Here is a 22,668-nt window from a genome sequence, read left to right on the forward strand (position 1 = left end):
AACGGCCCGTCCGGGTGACATCGGTTCCGCCCATGACGTGATCGGCCGCGGTCGTCGGATCGGCCCGGCGCCGGGGCGCTCGGTCCCGCCGCATGCCGCGTCCGGCGCATCCCGCAGGTTAGGATGCGCGCACTTCCGATGTCGTGGGTGACATGAGCGCCATCCTGCTGGTCGAGGACGAAATCGCGATCGCCGAGACCGTGGTCTACGCGCTGCAGGCCGACGGCCACACCGTGCGCCACTGCCTCGACGGGCAACAGGCACGGGCGGCGATACGCGACGCCGCGTTCGACCTGGCGATCCTCGATGTCGGCCTGCCCGACGTCAGTGGGTTCGCGCTGTGCGGCGAACTGCGCCGTGCGGCCCCCGTGCCCGTGATCTTCCTCACCGCGCAGGCGGCCGAAGCCGAACGCGTGCTGGGCTTCGATCTCGGCGCCGACGATTACATCGCCAAACCCTTTTCGCTGCGTGAGCTGGTCGCACGCGTGCGTGTCGCGCTGCGCCGCGGCGCGCCTGCGGAGCAGGACGGCGAGACCCGGCGCGTCGGCGCATTCGAACACGATGTGGCCGGGCGGCGCATCCGCTACCACGGCCAGGCGCTGGATCTCACGCGTTACGAGTACGGCCTGCTCGCAGCGCTGCTGGCGCGGCCGGGCGCGGTGCTCTCGCGCATGCAGCTGATGGAGCGCGTGTGGGAAAACGCGTCCGACAGCAGCGACCGCACCGTCGATACCCACGTCAAGACACTGCGCGCGAAACTGCGCGCCGCCGCGCCCGCTTGCGATCCTCTGCGCACGCATCGCGGCATCGGCTACGCGCTGGACCTCGACTGACGTGCGCATCGGCCTGCGCATCCTGCTCGGCTACTTCCTGATCGTCGCCCTGGCGGCATTCCTGCTGATGCGCGTGTTCACCCAGGAGATCAAGCCCGGCGTGCGCCAGGCGATGGAGGACACCCTGGCCGATACCGCCAACGTGCTCGCCGAACTGGCCACCGACGATTTCCTGGCCGGGCGCATCGACGACGGCCGCTTCGCCGCCCGCGTGCGTGCGCTGGGCGCACGCGACATCGGCGCCAACATCTGGGGCTTCCGCAAGTCCCAGGCCGAGTACCGCGTCTACGTCACCGATGCCGCCGGCGTCGTGGTGTTCGATTCGACCGGGCGCGATCTCGGCCGTGACTATTCGCGCTGGAACGACGTGCTGCTGACGCTGCGCGGGCAGTACGGCGCCCGCTCCACGCGCAGCGATCCCGACGACGACAGCACCTCGGTGATGCACGTGGCCGCACCGATCCGCGACGGCCGGCGCATCGTGGGTGTGCTGACGGTGGCCAAGCCCAACAGCGCGATCGCACCGTTCATCGCCCGCAGCGAGCGCACGATCCTGCGCTGGGGCTTCGTGCTGCTGGGCACCGCGCTCGCGGTGGGTCTGCTCGCGGCCTGGTGGCTGTCGCGCCAGCTCGGCGGCCTGCGCCGGTACGCCGATGCGGTCACGGCGGGAGCGCTCGCGACCTTGCCCGACGCCGCGGGCGAATTCGCCGACCTCGGCCGGGCGCTGGAGACCATGCGCGAACGCCTGGAGGGCAAGCAGTACGTGGAGCGCTACGTCCACGCACTCACCCACGAGCTCAAGGCGCCGCTGTCGGCGATCCGCGGCGCGGCCGAGCTGCTGGAGACGCCGCTGCCGGAGGCGGACCGTCGCCGCTTCGCCGCCACCGTCGTCGCCCAGGGCGAGCGCATGACCCAGATGATCGACAAGCTGCTGGCGCTGGCGGCGGTGGAACATCGCCAGCGGCTTGAACAGCCCGAACCCGTGCCGGCGGCGGCCATGCTCGAAGCGGCCCTGACCCCGTTCCGCGACGACCCGCGCCGCGTGCCGGTGGCGCTGGACATCGACGCCCGCTGCCGCACGGCGAGCCTGTTCGGAGATGCCTTCCTGTTGCGGCAGATGGTCGCCAACCTGGTCGACAACGCCTGCGATTTCGCACCGGCCGGCAGCGTGGTGGACGTCACGCTCGCGCCGGTCGCGGGGGGACGGCTCGCGATCACCGTGGCCGACCGCGGCCCCGGTGTGCCGGCGTATGCACTCGACCGTGTGTTCGAGCGCTTCTATTCGTTGCCGCGGCCCCACGGCGGCAGCCGCAGCAGCGGGATCGGCCTGGCGTTCGTGGCGGAAGTGGCGGCCCTGCACGGCGGGCGCGCCACGCTCGGCAACCGCGACGGCGGCGGCGCGGTGGCGACGCTCGAGCTGCCGCAGTGGCCGGGCGCGACTTCATAGCGACTTCACACACGCCCCATCGTCCGCCCATGTACGCCGCGCAGGCTGCGCACGGGTTCCGAATGGAGAGAGACGATGCGCCTGGCGTTGAAGATCGTGATCGTGGCGGGGCTGAGCCTCGCCATCCTGTTGCCGCTGCTGATGATCCGGGGCGTGATCCACGACCGGCAGCGGTTCCGCCTGGAAGCGGTCGAACGGATCGCGCGGAGCGAGGCAGGCCGTCAGGCCGTGGCGCCGCCGGTGCTCGTGGTGCCCTACACCGAGACCGTCGCCGTCGAAGACCTCGATGCGCAGGGCCGCGTGCTCGGCGTCGTGAACCGCGAGCGCACGGGCACCTGGCTGTTCTTTCCGGAGACGGCCACGCTGACCGGCACGCTGGCGCCGTACAGCCGCCGGCTCGGCCTTCACGAGGTGCGGATGTACAGCCTGGGCGGGCAGCTGGGCGCGGCGTTCGAGGCGCGCATCCCGGAGGAGGCGGCCGACGCGGTTGCGCCGCGCAGGATCGGACGTCCGTACCTGAGCTACGGCATCGCCGACGTGCGCGGCCTGCGCGGCACGCCGCGGCTGAGGGTGGACGGCGCGACGGTCGCCGTGGAGCAAGGCGCCGGCGACGGCCTGGGCGCGGGCGTGCATGCGACGCTTGCGCCGGTGTCGGCGGGCGAGGTGCTGCGCGTCGGCACGGCCTTCGAGTTCGAGCTCGCCGGCAGCGCCTCGCTGGCGGTGGTGCCGCTGGGGTCCGAGACCCGGGTCGCACTGGATTCGCCGTGGCCGCATCCGCAGTTCAACGGCCGCTTCCTGCCGCAATCCAGTGCCATCGCTGCCGACGGCTTCCGCGCCGAATGGGCGGTGTCCTCGCTCGCCAGCGATGCCCAGCGCCAGTACCGGCAAGGCACCCGGATCGATCGCGAGCTCGCGTCGCTGGTGTTCTTCGAGCACAGCGGTGCGAATCTCGACGTGCTGGGAATCTCGCTGGTGGATCCGGTCGATGCCTACGTGCGGGCGGACCGGGCGAGCAAGTACGGCGTCCTGTTCGTGCTGCTGACGTTCGCGGCGTTCTTCATGTTCGAACTGCTGCGGCAGCTGCGCATCCATCCGATCCAGTACGCGCTGGTGGGCCTGGCGCTGGCGCTGTTCTTCCTGCTGCTGGTGAGCCTGTCGGAGCGGATCGCGTTCGGCATGGCCTATCTGGCCGCGAGCGTGGCCTGTATCGGCTTGATCGGCCTCTATCTCGCGGCCGTGCTGCGCAGCCGGGTCTGGGGCTTGGGGTTCGCCGGCATGCTCGGTCTGCTGTATGCCGCGCTGTATGGCCTGCTGGTGTCGGAGGACAACGCGCTGGTCCTCGGCGCGGGGCTGCTGTTCGTGATCCTCGCCGCGGTCATGCTGGCCACGCGCCGGGTGGACTGGTACGCACTCGGCAACGCGCCGGCGCAGCCCCACGCCGCCGCCGCCGCACGATGCCTGAGGCCGGAGACCCGATGCCGGGCCGCGTGTTCGCGGCCTTGGCGTGTCGCCCACGGCGCGCGTGCAACACTCCGGGCATGACCGAATCCGCCCTTTCCGTACGCGTGCTGTCGGGGGACGCGTTGATCCCCTATCTCGACGACGTCGCACGGCTGCGCATGCGTGTGTTCCGCGACTGGCCCTATCTCTATGCCGGAGATCCGGCGTACGAGCGGGCGTACATGGCCGCCTACGCGCGCTCGCCGCGCAGCGTGTTCGTGCTCGCATTCGACGGTGAGCGCGTGGTCGGGGCGTCGACCGGTCTTCCGCTGGCCGATGAGGATCCGGGCTTCCATACACCCTTCGTGGACCAGGACCTGGCGGTGGCCCGGGTGTTCTACCTCGGCGAGTCGGTGCTGTTGCCCGACTACCGCGGCCGTGGCATCGGCCACGCGTTCTTTGATGCGCGCGAGGCCCACGCCCGCGCGCTGGGCGGGTTCGATGTGACCGCGTTCGCGGCCGTGGACCGGGCCGACGACGATCCGCGCCGGCCTGCCGCTCACCGGGACAACACGGCTTTCTGGCGCAAGCGCGGCTACGTGCGCCAGCCCGGAATGAGCATGCTGCTGCGCTGGGACGAGGTGGAGGTCGGCGACGTGCTGCATCCGATGACGTTCTGGACCCGCCCGCTGGACGCGGTGGAATGAGGGTCGCGGCGGCGCGGTACCGGATTGGCATGCCGGCGGATTTCGACGCCTTCGCCGAACATCAGCGGCGTCTGCTGACGGAGGCGGCCGCCGCGGGGGCCGAGGTGGCGGTGCTGCCGGAGTATCTGGCACTGGAGCTCGCCGCAACGTTCGATGAGCGGGTGCGTGGCGATGCGTTGGCGTCGTTCGCGGCGATCCAGCGCTACCGCGGCGACTGGCTGGCGCTGTTCTCTGGCCTCGCGCGCGACACCGGCATGACCATCGTCGCCGGAAGCTTCCTGCTCGATCCCGGCGACGGCCGCTATCGCAACCGCAGTGACGTCTTCGCGCCGGGCGGCACGCACGACTGGCAGGACAAGCTGCAGCTGACCGCCTTCGAACAGGCGACCGGCGTGATCGCGCCGGGCGACCATTTGAAGGTGTTCGATCTGGGGGCCCTGCGCGCAGCGGTGGCGATCTGCTACGACATCGAGTTTCCGCTGCCGGTACGTGCGCAGTGGAGCGCGGGCGCACGGCTGTTCCTCGTGCCCAGCTGCACCGATACCGCGGCCGGCGCCACCCGTGTGCGGGTGGGATGCCTGGCCCGCGCGCTCGAGAACCGCAGTTTCGTGGTCCAGTCCGTCACGGCCGGCGACGCGCCCTGGACGCCGGTGCTCGACACGAATACCGGCCACGCCGCCGTCATCGCGCCGATGGACGCCGGCTTCCCCGCCGACGGGGTGCTGGCCGAGACCACCGATACGGACGTCTGGGCGATCGCGGACATCGACGTCGCGGCGCTGGAGGCGTCCCGGAGCGCGGCGCAGGTCGCCAACGACCGCGACTGGCCCGCCCAGCAGCAGCCTGCGCTGGCGCGCGCAGTGGTGGCGCCGCTGCGCTGAGTGCGGGCACCGGCGATCAGACGGCCGGCAGCCCCAGCCACAGCGACGCGGCCGCGAGCGCGCTGCCGATGGCCGTGGCCGCCAGCACGTCGCTCGGATAGTGCAGGCCCAGCACGACGCGCGAGGCACCGACCAGCAGCGTGAACGGCACCAGCACGATCGCCAGCACCGGGTAGTGGGCGATGGCGACGATCGAGAACGCCACCGCGTGCAGGGTGTGACCGGACGGAAAGCTGTACTCGTCGAGCGGCGCGACCCAGGCGCGGATCCGCAGATCGGTGGCGAAGGGGCGCGGGCGGCGCGTCCAGCGCTTGAGCCGCCGGTACATCAGCAGTGCGACGCCGCCGGTGGCCGCCATATGGGCTGCGGCCGACAGCCCGTCGAGTCCGTCCAGGACCACCAGCGCACCCATCAGCACGTACCAGAACACGCCGTCGCCGAGCCGGCTCACCAGGGCGAAGCCGCGCCGCAGCCATCCGTGTGCGCAGGCGCGATTGGCGCGCAGGCACCAGCCCGTGTCGTGCGCCAGCAGACGGCTACGCGGCGGTGCGTGCATGGTGGCGCTCCGGCAGTGAGGGTTCGACGGGCGTGCCTTCACCGCGCACACCCGAGAGCAGGGCGTCCAGTTCGCGCACCACCTGCACCGGGGCCAGGCGCAGCATCGCTTCGCGGCCGGCCAGCGCCATCGCACGACGTCCCTCCGCGTCGTCGGCCAGGCGCAACGCGGCGTCGACGAAGTCCGCGTCGCTGCCGCTCACGCACGCGCCGTGCAGGCCGTCGCACAGGTGTTCGGCGGCCGCGCCGAGGGCGAAGGCCACCTGCGGCACACCGCTGGCCATCGCCTCGAGCACCACGTTGCCGAAGGTCTCGCTGCGGCTCGAAAACAGAAACAGATCGGCGCTCGCCAGATGCCGTGCGAGATCCCGACCGCGTCGGGTGCCGACGAACAGGATGTCGGGGTGGGCCCGCTGCAGCGGCTCGCGCAGCGGGCCGTCGCCCACGAACACCATGCGCGCACCGGGCTGCGTCTGCTGCAGGGCGCGAAATGCGCGGATCGCGAGATCGAGATTCTTCTCGGCGGCCACGCGGCCGACATGGATCACCGCCAGCGCGCCGGGTGCGAGGCCCCAGGCCTCGCGCAGCGCCGGGTCGCGCCGCGCGGGATCGAACCGCGTGCAATCCACCGCGCGAGGCAGCACGACCGGGCGCGGGATGCCCTGCGCGTCCAGCCAGGCGGCCAGCGCGCGCGTGGCGACGACCGTGGCATCGGCCGAGCGATGGAAGCGCCGCATCCAGCCCAGCGCGGCCGGCTCCAGTGCGCGCAGACCGTAATCAGCCATGTACAGGTCGAACCGGGTGTGCAGCGCGGTGACGACCGGAATCCCCAGGGCCCGCGCGGCGCGGATCGCCGAGGCGCCGAGCAGGCCTTCGGTGGCGACATAGATCGCGTCCGGACGCCGGCGGCGCCAGTGGCGACGCAACTGCATGCCCGCAGGCAGCGCGATGCGCAGGGCGCGATACAGCGGCAGACGCATGCCGCGGACGCGGAGGGTGCCGTCGGCATCGGTACCGGTCGGTTCGTCGGGCCGCGCCGGGCGGACGATGTCGACGGCGTGGCCGCGCTGGCGCAGGCCGTCGGCGTAGGACTGCAGCGTGAGTGCCACGCCGTTGACCTCGGGCGGGTAGGTGTCGGTGACGATCGCGTAGCGCATCGTGACGGTCCATGCCTGGGCTTGACGCATGGTCGGCGCCGGTGATGCCGGGGCGGTGACAGCGCCTTGACCGTTCCGTGACGGCGACGGGCGGCTGCGACGTCGGCGGACCGCGGCCAGCCGCACGGCCGCGCGCACGCGAACGACGCGGCGCCAGGCGGGCGCGCAGGCGCCGTATGCCTTATTCCGCGCCCAGCACCAGACGGATGCCGAGCGGGGCGATCTCGTCGGGCTCGCCTTCCAGATCGATACGCAGCAGCGGGCGCGCATCCAGCCAGCGCTGTGAGAAACGCAGCGTCAGCACGTCGTCGGCCACGCCGGCCTGCAACAACGGAATGTCGTCGGCCTCGTGGCTGCGGTGCAGCAGCACCGCCAAGCGCAGCAGCGCGGCCGTGCGGCGTGCCTGTACCAGCAGGCGATCGGGCACGGCATCGAAGGCGGACTTGGGCACCTTGCGCCGGTGGCAGCGTACGAGCGCCGCGAGGAACTGCTGCTCCTGGCGCGAGAAACCGGCGATGTCGGAATGCTCGAGCACGTAGGCCCCGTGCACGTGGTACTGGCTGTGCGCGATCACCAGGCCCAGCTCGTGCACCCGCGCCGCCCAGACCAGCATGCGCAGATCGTCGCCGTCGAGCTGCCAGGTGCGTGCCACCTGGTCGAACAGCCGCAACGCCGTCGCTTCCACGCGGCCGGCCTGGACGCGATCGATTCCGTAGCGCTGCATCAGCGCCTCGACCGAGGCCTCGCGCGGATCGTCCTCACCGGCGCGGCCGAGCAGGTCGCGCAGCACGCCTTCGCGCATCGCCGCCTTGCTGACCTGCATGCGCTCGATGCCGAACACGTTGAACGCCGCTTCGAGCACCAGCACGCCGCCGGCGATGATCGGCCGCCGGTCATCGGACAGGCCGGGCAGTGCGATGCCGTCGACGTGACCGGCCTCGAGCAGGCGGTCGCGCACCTGCGGCAGGGCCGCGGCGGTCACCGCGCCCTTGGTGAGCTTCATGGCCGCGCAGATCTCGCCGATCGCCTTGTTGGTGCCCGAGGCGCCGACCACTTCCTGCCAGCCGAGCGCGCGATAGGTACTGGCGAACTGCTGGAACTCGGCCGAGACCTCGGCCAGCGCGCTGCGCCAGCGACGCTTGGACAGCTTGCCGCCGGGAAAGAACCGGCGTGTGCTCGCCACACAGCCGATCTGCAGGCTCTCGCGTTCCAGCGCCTCGAAACCGCTGCCGATGATGCATTCGGTGGAGCCGCCGCCGATGTCGATGACCAGGCGGCGCTGCCCCGGCTTCGGCGGCTGCGCATGGGCCACGCCGAGATAGATCAGGCGTGCCTCCTCGCGGCCGGCGATGACCTCGATCGCATGACCGAGCGCGGTTTCCGCCGGCACCAGGAAGGCCTGCGGCGCGGCCAGCCGGCGCACCGTGTTGGTGGCCAGTGCGCGCACGTTCTGCGGCGGGATGTCACGGATGCGTTCGCCGAAACGCGACAGGCAGGCCAGTGCGCGCTGGCGCACCTCGGCGGTGAGGCCGCCGCGGGTGTCCAGGCCTTCGGCCATGCGCACCGTTTCGCGCAGGCGATCGACCACGCGCAGCTGCCCGAGGGTGTAGCGCGCCACGATCATGTGGAAGCTGTTGGAGCCGAGATCGATCGCGGCGAGCATGTCGCCGTCCGCGATGGAGGGCGTCATGGCGTCGACGCGTGCGGACGTGTCCTGGCCGATCATGCCGTTCCTGCGCAAGGCACGGCGCGCGATGCGCCCCGTGCGGACGATGGGGACCGGCATGGTAAAGCATGCCGGCCCACGGCCGTCAGTCGCGACCGCAGAGTCGCGCCAGCAACCAGCCCTGCGCCGAGTGCGCGGCCGCCCCGTCTTCGGGCGCGAGGTGCACGTAGCTGCCGTCCTCGCGCAGCTCCCAGGCGTTGACGTTGTCGGCGAGGTAGTTGTCCAGCGACTCCTCGCGCACGCGCACGGCGATCTCGCGGTCGAGGATCGGGAAGCAGGTTTCGACCCGGCGCAGCAGGTTGCGCTCCAGCCAGTCGGCGCTGGCGCAGAACAGCTCCGGCGTCCCGCCGTTCTGGAACCAGTAGACGCGGTGGTGTTCGAGAAAACGGCCGACGATCGACCGCACGCGGATGTTCTCCGAGATGCCGGGCACGCCGGGCCGCAGCGCGCAGGCCCCGCGCACGATCAGCTCGATCTGCACGCCGGCCTGCGACGCGGTGTAGAGCGCGCGCATCACCTGCGGTTCGTTGAGGGCATTCATCTTGGCGACGATACGCGCCGGCAGCCCCTGCCGGGCGTTGGCCGCCTCGCGATCGATGCGCGCGATCAGGCCGGCGTGCAGCGTGAACGGCGACTGCAGCAGGCATTTCAGTTCGATCGCCGGCGCCAGGCCCGACATCTGCTGGAACAGCAGATGCACGTCGTTGCCGATATCGGGGTTGGCGGTGATCAGGCCGAAGTCGGTATAGCCGCGCGCGGTGCCGGCGTGGTAGTTGCCGGTGCCCAGATGCACGTAGCGCCGCAGCTTGCGCCCCTCGCGGCGCACGATCAGCAGCATCTTGGCGTGGGTCTTGTAGCCGACCACGCCGTAGACCACCTGCACGCCGGCCTCCTGCAGGCGATCGGCGAGGCCCAGGTTGGCCTCCTCGTCGAAACGCGCGCGCAGCTCGACCACCACGGTCACGTCCTTGCCGTTGCGCGCGGCCTGCACCAGGTGCTCGACGATCGGCGAATCCTTGCCCGCGCGGTAGAGCGTCTGCTTGATCGCCAGCACGTTCGGATCTTCGGCCGCCTGCTTGATCAGCTCCAGCACCGGGGTGAACGCGTCGAACGGGTGATGCAGCAGCACGTCGCCGTCGGCCACCAGTTCGAACATCGCATCGCTGCCCGGCAGCTGGCGCTGCTGGAAGGTCGGGAACTTCAGATCCGGGCGCTGCACCAGGTCGAAGATCTGGCTGATGCGGTTGAGGTTGACCGGCCCGTCGATGCGGTAGACCGCATTCTCGGGCAGGTCGAAGTTCTGCAGCAGCGTGCGCACGATGTGCTTGGGGCAGGTCGCGGCGATCTCCAGCCGCATCGCGCGCAGGTAGCCGCGCCCCACCAGCTCGTCGCGCAGCGCGAGCGCGAGGTTTTCCACCTCTTCCTCGTCGAGGATCAGCTCGGAGTTCCGGGTCACGCGGAACTGGTAGGCCCCCTTGACGTCCATGCCGGGGAAGAGCTCGTGGACGAACTCCGACAACACCGCCGACAGGAACACGAAATCGTATTCGCCGCCGGAGATGTTCTCCGGCAGCTGGATGATCCGCGGCAGCGAGCGCGGCGCGCGCACGATGGCGAGATTGCCCACGCGCCCGAACGCGTCCTTGCCCTTGAGCACGACGACGATGTTGAGCGACTTGTTGAGGATCTTGGGAAACGGATGCGCCGGATCCAGGCCCAGCGGCGAGAGCACGGGCATGATCTCTTCGCGGAAATACGCGCGCAGCCAGCGGCTCTGCCGCGCGGTCCAGGTGTCGCGCCCGAGGATGCGGACACCGGCCGCACCCAGCGACGGACGCATGACCTTGTTCCAGCACGCGTACTGCGCCTCCACCAGCTCGGCCGCGCGGTCGTGGATGCGTTTGAGCACTGTCGTCGGCGTCATGCCGTCGGGCGCGAGCGGCGTGCCGAAGTCCTGCGCGTGACGCACGGTGGCGGCACGGATCTCGAAGAACTCGTCGAGGTTCGTACACGAGATGCACAGGTACTTCAGGCGCTCGAGCAGCGGCACCGACTCGTCCAGCGCTTGGGCCAGCACGCGGAAATTGAAGTCGAGCTGGGACAGTTCGCGGTTGAGATACAGCGCCGGGTCCAGCAGAGGGTCGTTGACGCCGTCCTGCAACGCGGTGGCATGCGTGTCGACAAGCGGCGCGGCCGTGGCCGATGCGCGCGTGCGACCGGGACGGGCGGATTTCCGGGTCATCCGGTGGCTCCGAGATAGGCGGCCTCGCGTGGACGCACGCGATCGGCGGTGAAGTGGCAGGCGAAGCGGCTGCCGCGACCGACTTCGCTGTCGATCTCCAGCCGCGCCTGATGCAGATGCAGCACGTGCTTGACGATCGCCAGACCCAGTCCGGTGCCGCCCGATTCGCGCGAACGACTCGTGGAGACGCGATAGAAGCGTTCGGTGATGCGGGGCAGGTGCGTGGCCGGTATGCCGTAGCCGGTGTCCTCGACCGCGAGCGCGACGCCGTTGGCGGTGGCCTCGTAGCGGATGGTGATGCGGCCGCCGGCGGGCGTGTAGCGCACCGCGTTGCTGACGAGATTGGAGAAGGCGCTGTGCAGCTCGCGCGGCGAGCCGACGAGGTCGGTGGCCGAGGCGTCGTCGACGCCGATCGTGTGCCGGCCCTGGCTCAGCATGGTCAGCTCGCGCCGCAGCGAGGCGAGCATCGAGGCCATCGATACCGTCTCCTCGCCGATGCTGTCCTGGGCCTCGAGGCGCGACAGCGTGAGCAGGTCCTCGACCAGCTGGGTCATGCGCTGCGACTGGTGCTGCATCTCCTGCAGCATCGGCGCCCACTCGGGTTGTTCGGCCGGATCGAGCATGTCGAGGTAGCCGTGCACGACGGTCAGCGGCGTGCGCAGTTCGTGCGAGACGTTGGCGACGAAGTCGCGGCGCATCTGCTCCAGCCGCACCAGTTTGGTGACGTCGCGCGCGACCAGCAGCCAGAGATCTTCGGAGTAGGGAATCAGCCGCAGTTCCAGCCGCGTGCCCGACGACACCGGCGAGGCCACGTCGAGCATCGGTTCGGCGCGGCGTCCATGCGCGAACCAGTGCGCGACCGGCAGCGGCTGCAGCGTCGGTCCCACCGGCTTGCCGATGTCGCGCGGCATGCGCAGACCGAGCAGGGTGGTCGCGGCGGTGTTGAACCACTGGATGCGCTGGCTGTTGCGTTCCACCACGACGACCGCGTCGGGCAGCGCAGCGGCGACCGCGCGGTAGGCGCGCAGCATCGCGATCAGGCGCCGTTTGCGCGCGCGCATGTCCTGCTGGCCGCGGTGCAGCAGACGATCGGTTTCCTGCCACACGCCGTCGCCCTGCGGCGGCGGCACGCGGCTGCGCGAGGTCAGGCGGCGCAGCAGGTCGTAGAGCTTCCAGTAGTGCCAGGCGACGACGCCGAGCGCGGCGATCGCCAGCGCCATCCACACGTCGCCCGCCAGCGCGCCCACCACGGCGGCACCGGCGAGGACGGCGGCGAGCTGCAGCAGGGTGCGGGTCCAGGCGGCGTGGATACGGGGGGGCATGTGGGCAAGTCTAGGCAATGTGGGGGGCGCAGGTTGCTGTTGTCGGAGTGCAGGTTGCCGATAGCGGTGGTGGTGCTCTTGCCGCCGTTGTAGCTTCCGCTTTTCAGCTTCTCCATGAAGCTGGATGCAACATCGGTGCCGCCAGACCCGTAGGGCGCCGCCCATGGATGGGCGGCGTTTTTCGACCGAGCCAGGATGGCGAGTCGAAAAATCCCGGAACGAGCGACATGCCGGATGTGTTTCGTCGGGGAAGGCCCTTTCTTTTGGTTACTTTTCTTTGGGCCAACAAAGAAAAGTGACCCGCTCGCTCGTGGCGAGCGGAAGCTCTTGATCTCTCGACTGTGAGAGAAGAAAGATGAGTCAAAGGCTTTCGTCCGCTGTCGCGGCCGAGTTCATTTCTTTTGACAATCGTCAAAAGAAACGGAACCAAAGAAAAACGATTCCTCGACACAGCAGCCCCAGTGCTCACTCGTTCCGGCATTTTCCGACTCGCCATCCTGGCTCGGTCGGAAAACGGCGGGCATCCATGCCCGCCGCCCTCCGGGTGTCCGCTGTGCAATGCCGCCGATCGAAGGTCAAATGCGGAGACGGACCTGGCGGGGCTCACACCGACGCCGAGAACCGGTACCCCGATCCCCGTACGGTCTGCACCATGCCGTCCAGCCCGCTGGGCTCGAGCGTCTTGCGCAGGCGCCGGATGTGCACGTCGACCGTGCGTTCCTCGACGTAGACGCTGCCGCCCCAGACGTGGTCGAGCAGCTGCGAGCGGCTGTAGACGCGCTCGGGGTGGGTCATGAAGAAATGCAGCAGGCGGTATTCGGTGGGGCCGATCTGCACCGGATCGGAACCCGCGAACACCCGGTGCGCGGCGCCGTCGATGCGCAGGTCGCCGACGGTGACGCTGCCGTCCTCGTCGTCGTCGCGGGCGCGGCGCATCACCGCGCGGATGCGCGCCAGCAGTTCCCGCGCCGAGAACGGCTTGACCACGTAATCGTCGACGCCGGCCTCGAGACCGCCGACGCGGTCGTTTTCCTCGCCGCGTGCGGTGAGCATGATGATCGGGATGTCACGGGTCAGGGCGTCCTTGCGCCAGCGGCGGGCCAGGTCGAGGCCGCTCGTGCCCGGCAGCATCCAGTCGAGCAGGATCAGATCGGGAACGCGGTCGACGATCGCGGACTGGGCTTCGCGCGCATCGCCGGCATGCATGGGTTCGAACTCGCCCTTGCGCAGCGCGAACGCGACCATGTCGCGGATCGCCGGTTCGTCGTCGACGATGAGGATGCGCTTCTGCATGGAGCCTTCCATTGATCCTTGGGGACGCCGCCATTACACGACAGTTTTATGACGGGCTGGTGACATGGTCACAGGGCCGCGGGGGGCGGTGTCAGCCGCGTGCATGCGCATCCCGGTCGTGCGTCCCGCGGTGTGTCTCGCGGCGCGAAGTCCGACTCCACGGAACGTCAGGCGTGCCACGCGGCGTCCGCCGATCGGTCCGGACGGACCGGTCGCCACGCTCGGCCGCGCGCGCATGAACACGGCGCGCAGACGATGCGCCGGCCGTGATCTCACGAATTGCAGCGAGTGGGCCTCTCTCGCTCATCACTGGCGGCGGGATGCCCGCACCTCCCGTTGCAGGCGCTCGAGAAGCGCCGCTCACGGTCGGGGAGCGGCGACGCCTGCGCCCCTAACGCCGGCGCAGATCCTCGTCGCGGACGCCCTGGCGGTGCAGTTCCAGCACGGTCGGCGTGATCGACGCGATGCGCGCGTCGATGCGGGCGCGGGCGTAGTAGTCCAGGTCCTCGCGTTTCTTGAGCGTATTGAGCTGGATCAGGGCCTGCTCGGCACGCCCGCCGAGAAACGCCGCTTCGGCCCAGGCCTCGCCGGCGCGGACCGGATCACCGGCCATTTCGCTGGCGCGCGCGAAGGCGCGCTGGAAGGCGGGATCGGCATTCGACGAGTTCAGCAGCGGACGCAGGATGGCCTGGGCGCGGCGGCCGGCCTCCGGCGTGTTGCGCTCGGCCAGTCTGTCGGCATAGGTGAGCACCACCGCCGGATTGCGCGGCATGCGCTCGATCAGGGCCTCGAAGCGTCTGTCCGCGGCGGCCGTGCGGCCGGCGCGCGCATCGGCCTCGGCCACGCCCAGCGACAGCCACACGTCACCGGGGTAGTCGGCGAGCAGCGCGCCCAGTTCGCGCGACGCGCCGTCGAGATCGTTCCCCTGCATCCGCGCGATGGCCAGGCCGTAGCGCTGGGCGTCGGTCAGCGGCCCGGCGCGGCGCATCGCCTCGTATTCGCGGATCGCAAGCGTCGGCGTGTTGGCGCTGAGCACGCGCAGCCGTTCGCGGGCCCATCCGAACTGGGTGCTGTCGGCGCCCGAGCTCGCACCGGGCGGCAGGCGCAGCGTCGCCGGCAGCAACGGGTTGTCGAGCGCCCGCGGCGGCGCGGCCTGCGGCGCGTCGATGGTCACACGCTGGCTGACCGAGCCCTGCGGCGTCGTGGTCACCGCGGTCACCGTCTCCCGGCCCATGCGTTCGGCCCGATCGCGCGCCTCGCTGATACGCGTGGTGGTGACCGGATGCGTCCTGAGGTAGTCGGGCAGGCGCTCGCGTTCGCCGCCCTGGTTGGTGCGGGAGACCGCCTGCATGCGCTCGAACATCGTGGCCATGGCATTGGGGTCGTACCCGCTGCGGGCCAGGGTGCGGATGCCCAGGCGATCGGCCTCGGATTCGTTGGAGCGGGTGTAGTCGATCTGGCGTTGCAGGGCCAGGCCCTGGGCACCGGCCAGCACCGCCATGGCGGCGTCGTCGGAGGAATTGCTGCCGCTCTGCGAGGCGACGGCGATCGCACCGAGCATGGCCAGCAACATCGGGACCTGGTCGCGCTGGGCGCGCTCCACGCCGCGCAGCACGTGCGACTGGGTGACGTGGGCCACCTCGTGCGCCAGCACGGCGGCCACCTCGTCCTCGGTTTCGGCCGCCAGCACCAGACCGGCGTTCATGCCGATGTAGCCGCCCAGGGTGGCGAAGGCGTTGATGCTGCGGTCGCGCATCATGAAGAAGGTGAAGGGTTGCTGCGGCTGATCGCTTGCCGCGGCCAGGCGGGTGCCGGCGGTGCGCAGCCAGCCGTCCACCAGCGGATCCTCCAGCACGTAGTTGTAGTGCCGCAGCTGGGCCAGCAGCATCTGGCCGTACTCCGCCTGTTTGGCCGGGCTCAGGACCGTGCCGGCCGAGGACCCGATGTCCGGCAGGCGCGTGTCCTGCGCCGGTGCACACAGTGCGGTCGCGGCCAGCGCCAGCGCCGTGACCGGCGGCAGCAGCCGCGATCGGAGGGAACGGGCAGTGGAGTCGGTGTGTCGCATCGGATCTCGCTGGCGGTTCGGAGGCGGACTGCGGGATTCCCGAGCATGGCGCCAGTCGGGCGCCGAGGCGTGAATCCCATGTTAAGCGTGGAACGCAGCGTCGACAGCGTACTCATCGCCGCATGACCGGCTGTGACCGACAATGCGCCCACGAAGTTTCCCGGAGATCGCCTTGAACAGTCCTGCCGCCGGCGCCCCGTCGCCCGAAATCACCGTCTACACCAGTGCGATCTGCGGCTATTGCGTCGCCGCCAAGCAGTTCCTGAAGAGCCAGGGGCTACAGTGGAACGAGGTGCGCATCGATCTCGACAGTGCCGCGCGAGAGGACATGGTGGCCCGTGCGCGCCGCACCAGCGTGCCGCAGATCTTCGTCGGCGAGACCCACGTGGGCGGCTACGACGACATGATGGCGCTGCACCGCAAGGGCGGGTTCCTGACGCTGCTCGAGGGCGGTGCGCCGTGACCGCGTCCTCCACCGAGGCCGGCGGCGAGGCCGACCGGATCGCGGAGTTCACCGAATTCCGCAAGCGCATGAACACGCGCATCCTCGACGAGCCGAACCAGGTGGTGCGCCGGTTCTTCGCGCTCGACACCCAGACCTACCAGGCCGGGGCGCTGGATGTGAAGACCAAGGAGCTGCTGGGCCTGGTCGCGTCGATGGTGCTGCGCTGCGACGACTGCATCAGCTATCACGTCGCCCAGTGCAGGGAGGCGGGCGTGAGCCGCGCGGAGTTCTTCGAGACCTTCTCCGTCGGGCTCGTCGTCGGCGGCAGCATCGTGATTCCGCACCTGCGCCGGGCCGTCGATTTCCTCGACCGGCTGGAGCAGGGCGAGGCCGCGAACCCGGACGCGCACGCGCACGGTTGAGCGGCTGCGACCTTGGTCGATTTGGGGCGGCATCGCCGCCTCGGGCATAATGGGCGGGTTTTCTCACCCGACGCCGCCGACATCCGCGGCGTCCCAAGCGTACGGAACGCCACCCCACATGACCCAGACGATTACGATCATCCGCGGCGACGGCATCGGCCCGGAGATCATGGACGCCACGCTGCACGTGCTCGACGCGATGCAGCTCGGCCTGCAGTACGAAGACGCCGATGCGGGCCTGATGGCCCTCGAAAAGCACGGCGAGCTGCTGCCCGCGGCCACCATGGATTCGATCCGCCGCACCAGGATCGCGCTCAAGAGCCCGCTGACCACGCCGGTCGGCGGCGGTTTCAGCTCGATCAACGTGGAACTGCGCCGCCAGTTCGACCTTTACGCCAACGTGCGCCCGGCGACCTCGTTCCCGAACACGCGCTCGCGCTTCGACAGCGGCGTCAACCTGATCACGATCCGCGAGAACACCGAAGGCTCGTACATCAGCGAAGGCCAGGAAGTGTCGGCCGATGGCGAGACGGCGGTGTCGATCACCCGCATCACCCGCAAGGGCTCGGACCGCATCGTGCGCTACGCCTTCGAGCTGGCGCGCAAGACCGGCCGCAAGAAGGTCACGATCGTCCACAAGGCCAACATCCTCAAGAGCACCTCGGGCCTGTTCCTGAAGGTCGCGCGCGAGGTGGCGGCCGAGTATCCGGACATCGAAGCCAACGAGATGATCGTCGACAACACCTGCATGCAGCTGGTGATGCGCCCGGAGCAGTTCGACATCATCGTGACCACGAACCTCTTCGGCGACATCATTTCCGACCTGTGCGCCGGTCTGGTCGGCGGTCTCGGCCTCGCGCCGGGTGCGAACATCGGCCAGGACGTGGCGATCTTCGAGGCCGTGCACGGCTCCGCGCCCGATATCGCCGGCAAGGGTCTGGCCAATCCCTGCGCGTTGCTGCTCGCGGCGGCGCAGATGCTCGACCATATGGCGATGCCCGATCAGGCCGAACGCCTGCGCAAGGCCATCGTCGCCACGCTCGAGGCCAAGGACGGTGTGACGCCGGACCTCGGCGGCACCGGTAACACGATGGGATTCGCCAAGGCGATCGTGTCCCACCTGTAACCGCGTCCACCTCTCGGCGCAGGTCTGGAACGGGACGCTTTGGCGTCCCGTTTTTCATGCGCGGGCGTCCCGCCCGCCGCGCATGACGCCGGGCGGTGCGGACCGCACAATGCATCTCCGCAATCCGGACCTGTCCGATGACCGTTCGTCCCAGTGCGCTGGCACTGACGCCGCTGCTGCTGTTCCTGGCGCTGTTCTTCGGCGCGGGCCTGTATTTCACGACCCAGGGCGAACCGATGGGCTTCTACCAGCTGCGCGCACCGGTGGCCATCCTTCCGGCGCTCGCGCTCGCGGTGTGGCTGGCCCATCGGCGAGGCCTGGCCGCCGGTGAACTGCTGCTGCGCGGCATGGGCGATCCGAACATCGTGCTGATGTGCCTGATCTTCCTGCTCGCGGGCGCGTTCGCCTATGTGTCGAGCGCGATCGGCGCGGTCGACGCCGTGGTGTCGATCGGGCTGTCGGCGGTGCCGTCGGCGCTGGTGCTGCCGGGTCTGTTCGTGTTGTCGGGATTGATCGCGCTGGCCATCGGCACGTCGATGGGCACGATCGCGGCCGTGGTGCCCATCGCGCTCGGCGTGGCCGATGCCTCGGGGCTCGCGCCGGCGCTGGTCGTGGGCACGGTGATCGGCGGTGCGATGTTCGGCGACAACCTGTCGATCATTTCCGACACGACCATCGCGGCCACCCGCACCCAGGGCGCGCAGATGCGCGACAAGTTTCGCGAGAACGTGCGCATCGCGGTGCCGGTGGCGGTCGCCACCGCCGTCGTGCTCGGCGTGCTCGGCGCGGCGTCGCCGATCGACGCCGAGCCGATCGGGTCGCCCTGGCTCATGGCACCGTATCTCCTGGTGCTGGCGCTCGCAGTCGCCGGGGTCAACGTACTCGTCGTACTGGCGCTGGGCATCGTCCTGGCGGGCGCGTTCGGGCTGGTGTTCACCGACGACTACGGGCCGGTGGCCTTCGTCGGCGACATCTGGTCCGGCTTCGAGGGCATGACCGAAATCCTCCTGCTGTCGCTGCTGATCGGTGGCCTCGGCGCGCTGACCAAGGCCGGCGGCGGCCTGGCGTGGCTGGCGCTGGCGATCGAGCGCGTCGCGCGTGGCCGGCGTGGACGTCGCGCCGGTGAGTTCAGCATCGCGGCCCTGTCGACGACCGCGGACGTGTTCACCGCCAACAACACGGTCGCGATTCTGGTCAGTGGCAGCGTGGCCCGCGACATCGCCGAACAACACGGCATCAGTCCGCGACGCGCAGCCAGCGTGCTCGACATCTTCGCCTGCGTGGCCCAGGGCGTGCTGCCGTACGGCGCGCAGATCCTGCTGGCGGCATCGCTGTCGGCCGTGTCGCCGCTGGCGCTGGCCGGCAGCGTCTACTACTGCTGGATGCTGGCGATCGCCACGATCGTCTTCATCGCCTGGCCGCGGAGGTCGGCGGATGCCGGGCCACAGGTGCCGGCGCCTTGAGGCCGGTTCTGGTCCGGGGAGGGGCGTGCAGTCGCGTCGTGAGCGGATCGGCGACGCGCGGTATGCGCTGAGGATCGCGGCAGGCAGGGCGAGGTCACGACAGGCGTCATTCCCCGGATTCGCGGCGACACCGGCGCAGATCGCGGGTAGGGCCTCTCACGCCGCACGATGAGACCTGCTCCGCTCCAGTCGGCAGGAGAATTGGCAGAGGAGCCGGCATCCGCGGCGCGCCAAGTAATGGATTCGACTGGCGCGCCCGACAGGAATCGAACCTGTAACCCCCGGCTTAGAAGGCCGGTGCTCTATCCGGTTGAGCTACGGGCGCGAAGGGGTGAGGCACGCGGGAGATGGTCGGGGTAGAGGGATTCGAACCCCCGACATCCTGCTCCCAAAGCAGGCGCGCTACCAGACTGCGCTATACCCCGCCGGAACGAGCGGCGACGCGCCGTGCCCAAGGGCCTGCGCGGGCCGCATTGTCGGAATCCCCCGTGACGCTGTCAATGAATGCGCGGGCGACGGCGGTGACGTGTATTCTCGGGCTTGCGGTTTTCCACGGACATCACAGGGGCATTCTCCATGCGCAGCGGCAATCCCACCCTCAAGGAATCGACCTTCCTCGACCTCGCCAGTGGCAGCGTGGTCTCGCGCGACGGCGAGGCGATGACCCTCAACGGCACCGTCAGCAAGACCGGTTTCCTGTTGCTGCTGACCGTGCTGACGGCCGCGTTCGCCTGGTCCCAGGTCGACTTCGGTGTCGATGGGCGGCCGCAGGCGGGCTTCGGCATCTATCTCTGGGGCGGTGCAATCGGCGGCTTCATCATCGCCATGGTGACCGTCTTCAAGAAGACGTGGGCGCCGGTGACGGCGCCGCTGTACGCGCTGGTCGAGGGCTTCTTTCTCGGCGCGATCTCGGCGATGTACAACTTCATGTACGAAGGCATCGTGCTGCAGGCGGTGATGCTGACCTTCGGCACCCTGTTCGCGCTGCTGTTCGCCTATCGCAGCGGCCTGATCAAGGCCACCGAGAACTTCAAGCTGGGCGTGGTGGCCGCCACCGGCGGCATCGCGCTGGTGTATCTGGCGACGATCGTGCTGGGCTTCTTCGGGGTCCGGATTCCGCTCATTCACGAGTCCGGCCTGGTCGGCATCGGCTTCAGCCTGTTCGTGGTCGTGATCGCTGCGCTGAATCTGGTGCTGGATTTCGATTTCATCGAAACCGGCGTCGAGCAGGGTGCACCCAAGTACATGGAGTGGTACGGGGCGTTCGGCCTGATGGTCACGCTGGTGTGGCTGTACATCGAGTTCCTGCGCCTGCTCTCGAAGCTGCAGTCACGCAACTGACGAACCCGCGTCATCGCCGTATCCGGAACGGGCGCCTCGGCGCCCGTTTTCCCTTTGCGGTCTCGCCTTGCGCGGCAGCGTCGCGATTCGACGCCGCCCCGTGCAGGCGGCGACGCGGTGCAGGGGTGCGCCCGCGCCATCGTGCACGCCCGCTCCACGGGTGGGCGCCTACGCTCGTGCACCGTCCTGGAATATCCGCATGCGCCTGCTCGCCGGCTGCGAACTGTCGATCGAAACCGAGGCCCGCGGCGCCGTGCAGGCGATGCTGCGTCCGCGCTCGGGTGGGGTGCGCTGGCGTGTGAACGGTCGGGACGGCTTCGAGCCGGCGCACGCTTTCGCTGAATACACCGACGGGTTCGGCAATCGTTGCCAGCGTTTCACGCTGCCCGCGGGCCTCACGCGGCTGCAGGTGCAGTCGGTGGTCGACGCCGCGCCCGATCTTCCGGTCGCGCCGATGGCGCCCGCGAACGATCCGGCGGCCCTTCCGGACGAGACGCTGCAGTTCCTGTTGCCGAGCCGCTACTGTCCCTCGGACCGCGTCGCGATGTGGGAACAGGCCCAGGCCGTGGTCGGCGGGGCGACGCCCGGCTATGCACAGGCCGAGGCGATCCGCGCCTGGATCCATGCGCATCTGGCCTATCGCTACGGGACCAGTGATTCCAGCACCGATGCGCAACAGACCCTGGAGCAGGGCGCCGGCGTCTGCCGGGACTTCGCCCACGTGGGCATCACCCTCTGCCGCGCGCTCGATATTCCGGCCCGGATGGTGGTGGGCTGGTTGCACGACCTGAAGCCGATGGACATGCACGCCTGGTTCGAAGCCTATCTGGGTGACACCTGGTATGCATTCGACGCGACACAGGCGACGCCCCGTGGCGGGCGCGTGGTCATCGCGCACGGGCGCGACGCGGCCGATGTGGCCTTCCTCACGAGCTACCGTCCCCTGCGGACCCTGTCGATGCGCGTATGGGCGGACATCGACGGCGACGCGCGCGCAGACTGAAGGCACCCGCATGCGATTGTTCAAATGCTCGCGATGCGAGCAGGTGTTGTATTTCGAGAACAGCGCGTGTCTGCGCTGCGGGAGCAGGCTCGGCTTCTTTCCCGACAGCCTCACGCTCGAGGCGCTCGAGCCGGACGGCGACCACTGGCGTGCACTCGACGGCCCACCGGGGGCGCACCGGTTCTGCCGCAACGCCGCGCACTCGGCGTGCAACTGGATGCTGCGTGCCGACGATCCGTCGCCCTATTGCCGGGCCTGCCGCCACAACCGCACGGTGCCGGACCTGAGCATCCCCGAGCGCCTCGAGGCCTGGCGCCGTATCGAGACGGCGAAGCGGCGGTTGTTCTACACGCTGCTGCGGCTGCGACTGCCGACTCCCGATCCCAACAGCGGCGATCCGCAACCCCTGTCGTTCGACTTTCTCGCCGATCCGCGGCGCGGCCCGAAGGTGATGACCGGCCACGACAACGGCCATATCACCATCGCCCTGTCGGAAGCCGACGACCTGGCGCGCGAGCGCCTGCGCATCGAACTCGGCGAGCCCTACCGCACGCTGCTCGGCCATTTCAGGCACGAGATCGGCCACTATTACTGGGATCGACTGGTGCGCGACGCAGGCGATGCGGAACTGGAACGCTGCCGCGCCTTGTTCGGCGACGAGCGACGCGACTACGGCGAGGCCCTGGCCGCGCACTACGCCAACGGCGCGCCGGACGACTGGCAGGCGAGCTACGTCAGCAGTTACGCCACGATGCACGCCTGGGAGGACTGGGCCGAGACCTGGGCGCACTATCTGCATATGGTCGATACGCTCGAAATGGCGTCCGCCTTCGGAATCCGGATCGCGCCGGACGTGGCCGACGACGCGTCGATGGACGCGCAGTTGGCGCTCGACCCGGTGCTGGTCGCCGAAGTCCAGCGGCTCGTCGATGCCTGGCTGCCCCTGACCTACGCGGTCAACAGCCTCAACCGGGCCATGGGGCAACCCGATCTCTATCCCTTCGTGATCGCGCCGGCCGTGATCGGCAAGATGGCCTACATCCACGATCTGATCCGGCGACAGGGGCGCAACCGGCCGCCGCCGGCCGCCGCCGGGGCAGGGGCCTTCGGACGGGCTCCGGTGTGATTCCGGCACGGGCGCGTTACACTGCGCGCCCGGTGCGGCGAAATTCGGTCCCGGGCATTCCGTTTCCGCTCGAA

At 69.7% G+C, this 22,668-nt stretch carries 18 protein-coding genes, 2 tRNA genes and 1 pseudogene; 12 read left to right on the top strand and 9 right to left on the bottom strand.

Annotated features, from left to right (window positions below; translation table 11 throughout):
• Positions 1 to 152 precede the first annotated feature (152 nt).
• The 5 genes and pseudogenes from creB to PQS31_RS07420 all read left to right on the top strand — a co-directional run bounded on the left by creB (position 153) and on the right by PQS31_RS07420 (position 5,308).
• Complete coding sequence (gene creB / locus PQS31_RS07400; protein WP_272762030.1) at positions 153 to 833, top strand: two-component system response regulator CreB; 681 nt, start codon at positions 153 to 155, stop codon at positions 831 to 833.
• Position 834: 1 nt separating this feature from the next.
• Positions 835 to 2,280, top strand: coding sequence for a two-component system sensor histidine kinase CreC (gene creC / locus PQS31_RS07405; protein ID WP_272762031.1), 1,446 nt, complete (start codon positions 835 to 837; stop codon positions 2,278 to 2,280).
• Between the two features lie 75 nt (positions 2,281 to 2,355).
• A pseudogene (gene creD, locus PQS31_RS07410) lies at positions 2,356 to 3,702 on the top strand (cell envelope integrity protein CreD); the annotation flags it as partial.
• A 116-nt stretch (positions 3,703 to 3,818) separates the two neighbouring features.
• Positions 3,819 to 4,427, top strand: coding sequence for a GNAT family N-acetyltransferase (locus PQS31_RS07415; protein WP_272762033.1), 609 nt, complete (start codon positions 3,819 to 3,821; stop codon positions 4,425 to 4,427).
• Positions 4,424 to 5,308, top strand: a complete 885-nt coding sequence (locus tag PQS31_RS07420) for a carbon-nitrogen hydrolase family protein (RefSeq protein WP_272762034.1) — start codon at positions 4,424 to 4,426, stop codon at positions 5,306 to 5,308. Before PQS31_RS07415 ends, PQS31_RS07420 begins: the two co-directional genes overlap by 4 nt.
• A 16-nt stretch (positions 5,309 to 5,324) precedes the next feature.
• Here PQS31_RS07420 and PQS31_RS07425 read toward each other — a convergent pair whose 3' ends face one another.
• The 7 genes from PQS31_RS07425 to PQS31_RS07455 all read right to left on the bottom strand — a co-directional run bounded on the left by PQS31_RS07425 (position 5,325) and on the right by PQS31_RS07455 (position 15,668).
• Positions 5,325 to 5,864 (bottom strand): phosphatase PAP2 family protein, encoded by a 540-nt coding sequence (locus tag PQS31_RS07425; protein WP_272762035.1) that lies wholly within the window; start codon positions 5,862 to 5,864, stop codon positions 5,325 to 5,327.
• Positions 5,845 to 7,020 (bottom strand): glycosyltransferase family 1 protein, encoded by a 1,176-nt coding sequence (locus PQS31_RS07430; protein ID WP_272762139.1) that lies wholly within the window; start codon positions 7,018 to 7,020, stop codon positions 5,845 to 5,847. The genes PQS31_RS07425 and PQS31_RS07430 overlap by 20 nt, the downstream gene beginning before the upstream one ends.
• 181 nt (positions 7,021 to 7,201) lie before the next feature.
• Entirely contained in the window at positions 7,202 to 8,710 is a 1,509-nt protein-coding gene (gene ppx / locus PQS31_RS07435; protein ID WP_272762036.1) for an exopolyphosphatase, read from the bottom strand.
• A 121-nt stretch (positions 8,711 to 8,831) separates the two neighbouring features.
• Entirely contained in the window at positions 8,832 to 10,988 is a 2,157-nt protein-coding gene (gene ppk1 / locus PQS31_RS07440) for a polyphosphate kinase 1 (RefSeq protein ID WP_272762037.1), read from the bottom strand.
• A complete protein-coding gene (phoR, locus tag PQS31_RS07445; RefSeq protein ID WP_272762038.1) occupies positions 10,985 to 12,310 on the bottom strand; it encodes a phosphate regulon sensor histidine kinase PhoR in 1,326 nt (441 codons plus the stop codon). Before phoR ends, ppk1 begins: the two co-directional genes overlap by 4 nt.
• Before the next feature lie 603 nt (positions 12,311 to 12,913).
• Positions 12,914 to 13,603 (bottom strand): phosphate regulon transcriptional regulator PhoB, encoded by a 690-nt coding sequence (phoB, locus tag PQS31_RS07450; protein WP_272762039.1) that lies wholly within the window; start codon positions 13,601 to 13,603, stop codon positions 12,914 to 12,916.
• Between the two features lie 391 nt (positions 13,604 to 13,994).
• Positions 13,995 to 15,668, bottom strand: coding sequence for a M48 family metalloprotease (locus PQS31_RS07455; RefSeq protein ID WP_272762040.1), 1,674 nt, complete (start codon positions 15,666 to 15,668; stop codon positions 13,995 to 13,997).
• 172 nt (positions 15,669 to 15,840) lie between these two features.
• Here PQS31_RS07455 and grxC point away from each other — a divergent pair, with 172 nt between their 5' ends.
• The 4 genes from grxC to PQS31_RS07475 all read left to right on the top strand — a co-directional run bounded on the left by grxC (position 15,841) and on the right by PQS31_RS07475 (position 19,124).
• Entirely contained in the window at positions 15,841 to 16,131 is a 291-nt protein-coding gene (gene grxC / locus PQS31_RS07460; protein ID WP_272762041.1) for a glutaredoxin 3, read from the top strand.
• A gap of 68 nt (positions 16,132 to 16,199) precedes the next feature.
• A complete protein-coding gene (locus tag PQS31_RS07465) occupies positions 16,200 to 16,535 on the top strand; it encodes a carboxymuconolactone decarboxylase family protein (RefSeq protein WP_272762140.1) in 336 nt (111 codons plus the stop codon).
• A gap of 118 nt (positions 16,536 to 16,653) precedes the next feature.
• On the top strand, positions 16,654 to 17,661 hold the full coding sequence (locus PQS31_RS07470; RefSeq protein WP_272762042.1) for an isocitrate dehydrogenase: 1,008 nt from the start codon (positions 16,654 to 16,656) through the stop codon (positions 17,659 to 17,661).
• Between the two features lie 137 nt (positions 17,662 to 17,798).
• Positions 17,799 to 19,124, top strand: a complete 1,326-nt coding sequence (locus tag PQS31_RS07475; protein WP_272762043.1) for a Na+/H+ antiporter NhaC family protein — start codon at positions 17,799 to 17,801, stop codon at positions 19,122 to 19,124.
• Between the two features lie 248 nt (positions 19,125 to 19,372).
• On the opposite strand, the gene PQS31_RS07480 is transcribed toward PQS31_RS07475, so the two are convergent.
• Positions 19,373 to 19,449, bottom strand: a tRNA-Arg gene (locus PQS31_RS07480).
• Positions 19,450 to 19,472: 23 nt separating this feature from the next.
• A tRNA-Pro gene (locus PQS31_RS07485) sits at positions 19,473 to 19,549 on the bottom strand.
• Between the two features lie 151 nt (positions 19,550 to 19,700).
• Between PQS31_RS07485 and PQS31_RS07490 the strand changes: the two genes are divergently transcribed.
• From PQS31_RS07490 to PQS31_RS07500, 3 genes are all read left to right on the top strand, one after another.
• Positions 19,701 to 20,465 carry a Bax inhibitor-1/YccA family protein gene (locus tag PQS31_RS07490; protein ID WP_272762044.1) on the top strand — a complete coding sequence of 255 codons (765 nt, stop codon included), beginning with the start codon at positions 19,701 to 19,703 and terminating at the stop codon, positions 20,463 to 20,465.
• A gap of 199 nt (positions 20,466 to 20,664) precedes the next feature.
• Positions 20,665 to 21,468, top strand: coding sequence for a transglutaminase family protein (locus PQS31_RS07495; protein WP_272762045.1), 804 nt, complete (start codon positions 20,665 to 20,667; stop codon positions 21,466 to 21,468).
• A 10-nt stretch (positions 21,469 to 21,478) separates the two neighbouring features.
• On the top strand, positions 21,479 to 22,594 hold the full coding sequence (locus PQS31_RS07500) for a putative zinc-binding peptidase (RefSeq protein ID WP_272762046.1): 1,116 nt from the start codon (positions 21,479 to 21,481) through the stop codon (positions 22,592 to 22,594).
• The last annotated feature ends 74 nt before the right edge of the window (positions 22,595 to 22,668 follow it).

The organism is Luteimonas sp. BLCC-B24 (genome assembly GCF_028550595.1).
Taxonomy (GTDB): Bacteria; Pseudomonadota; Gammaproteobacteria; order Xanthomonadales; family Xanthomonadaceae; genus Luteimonas.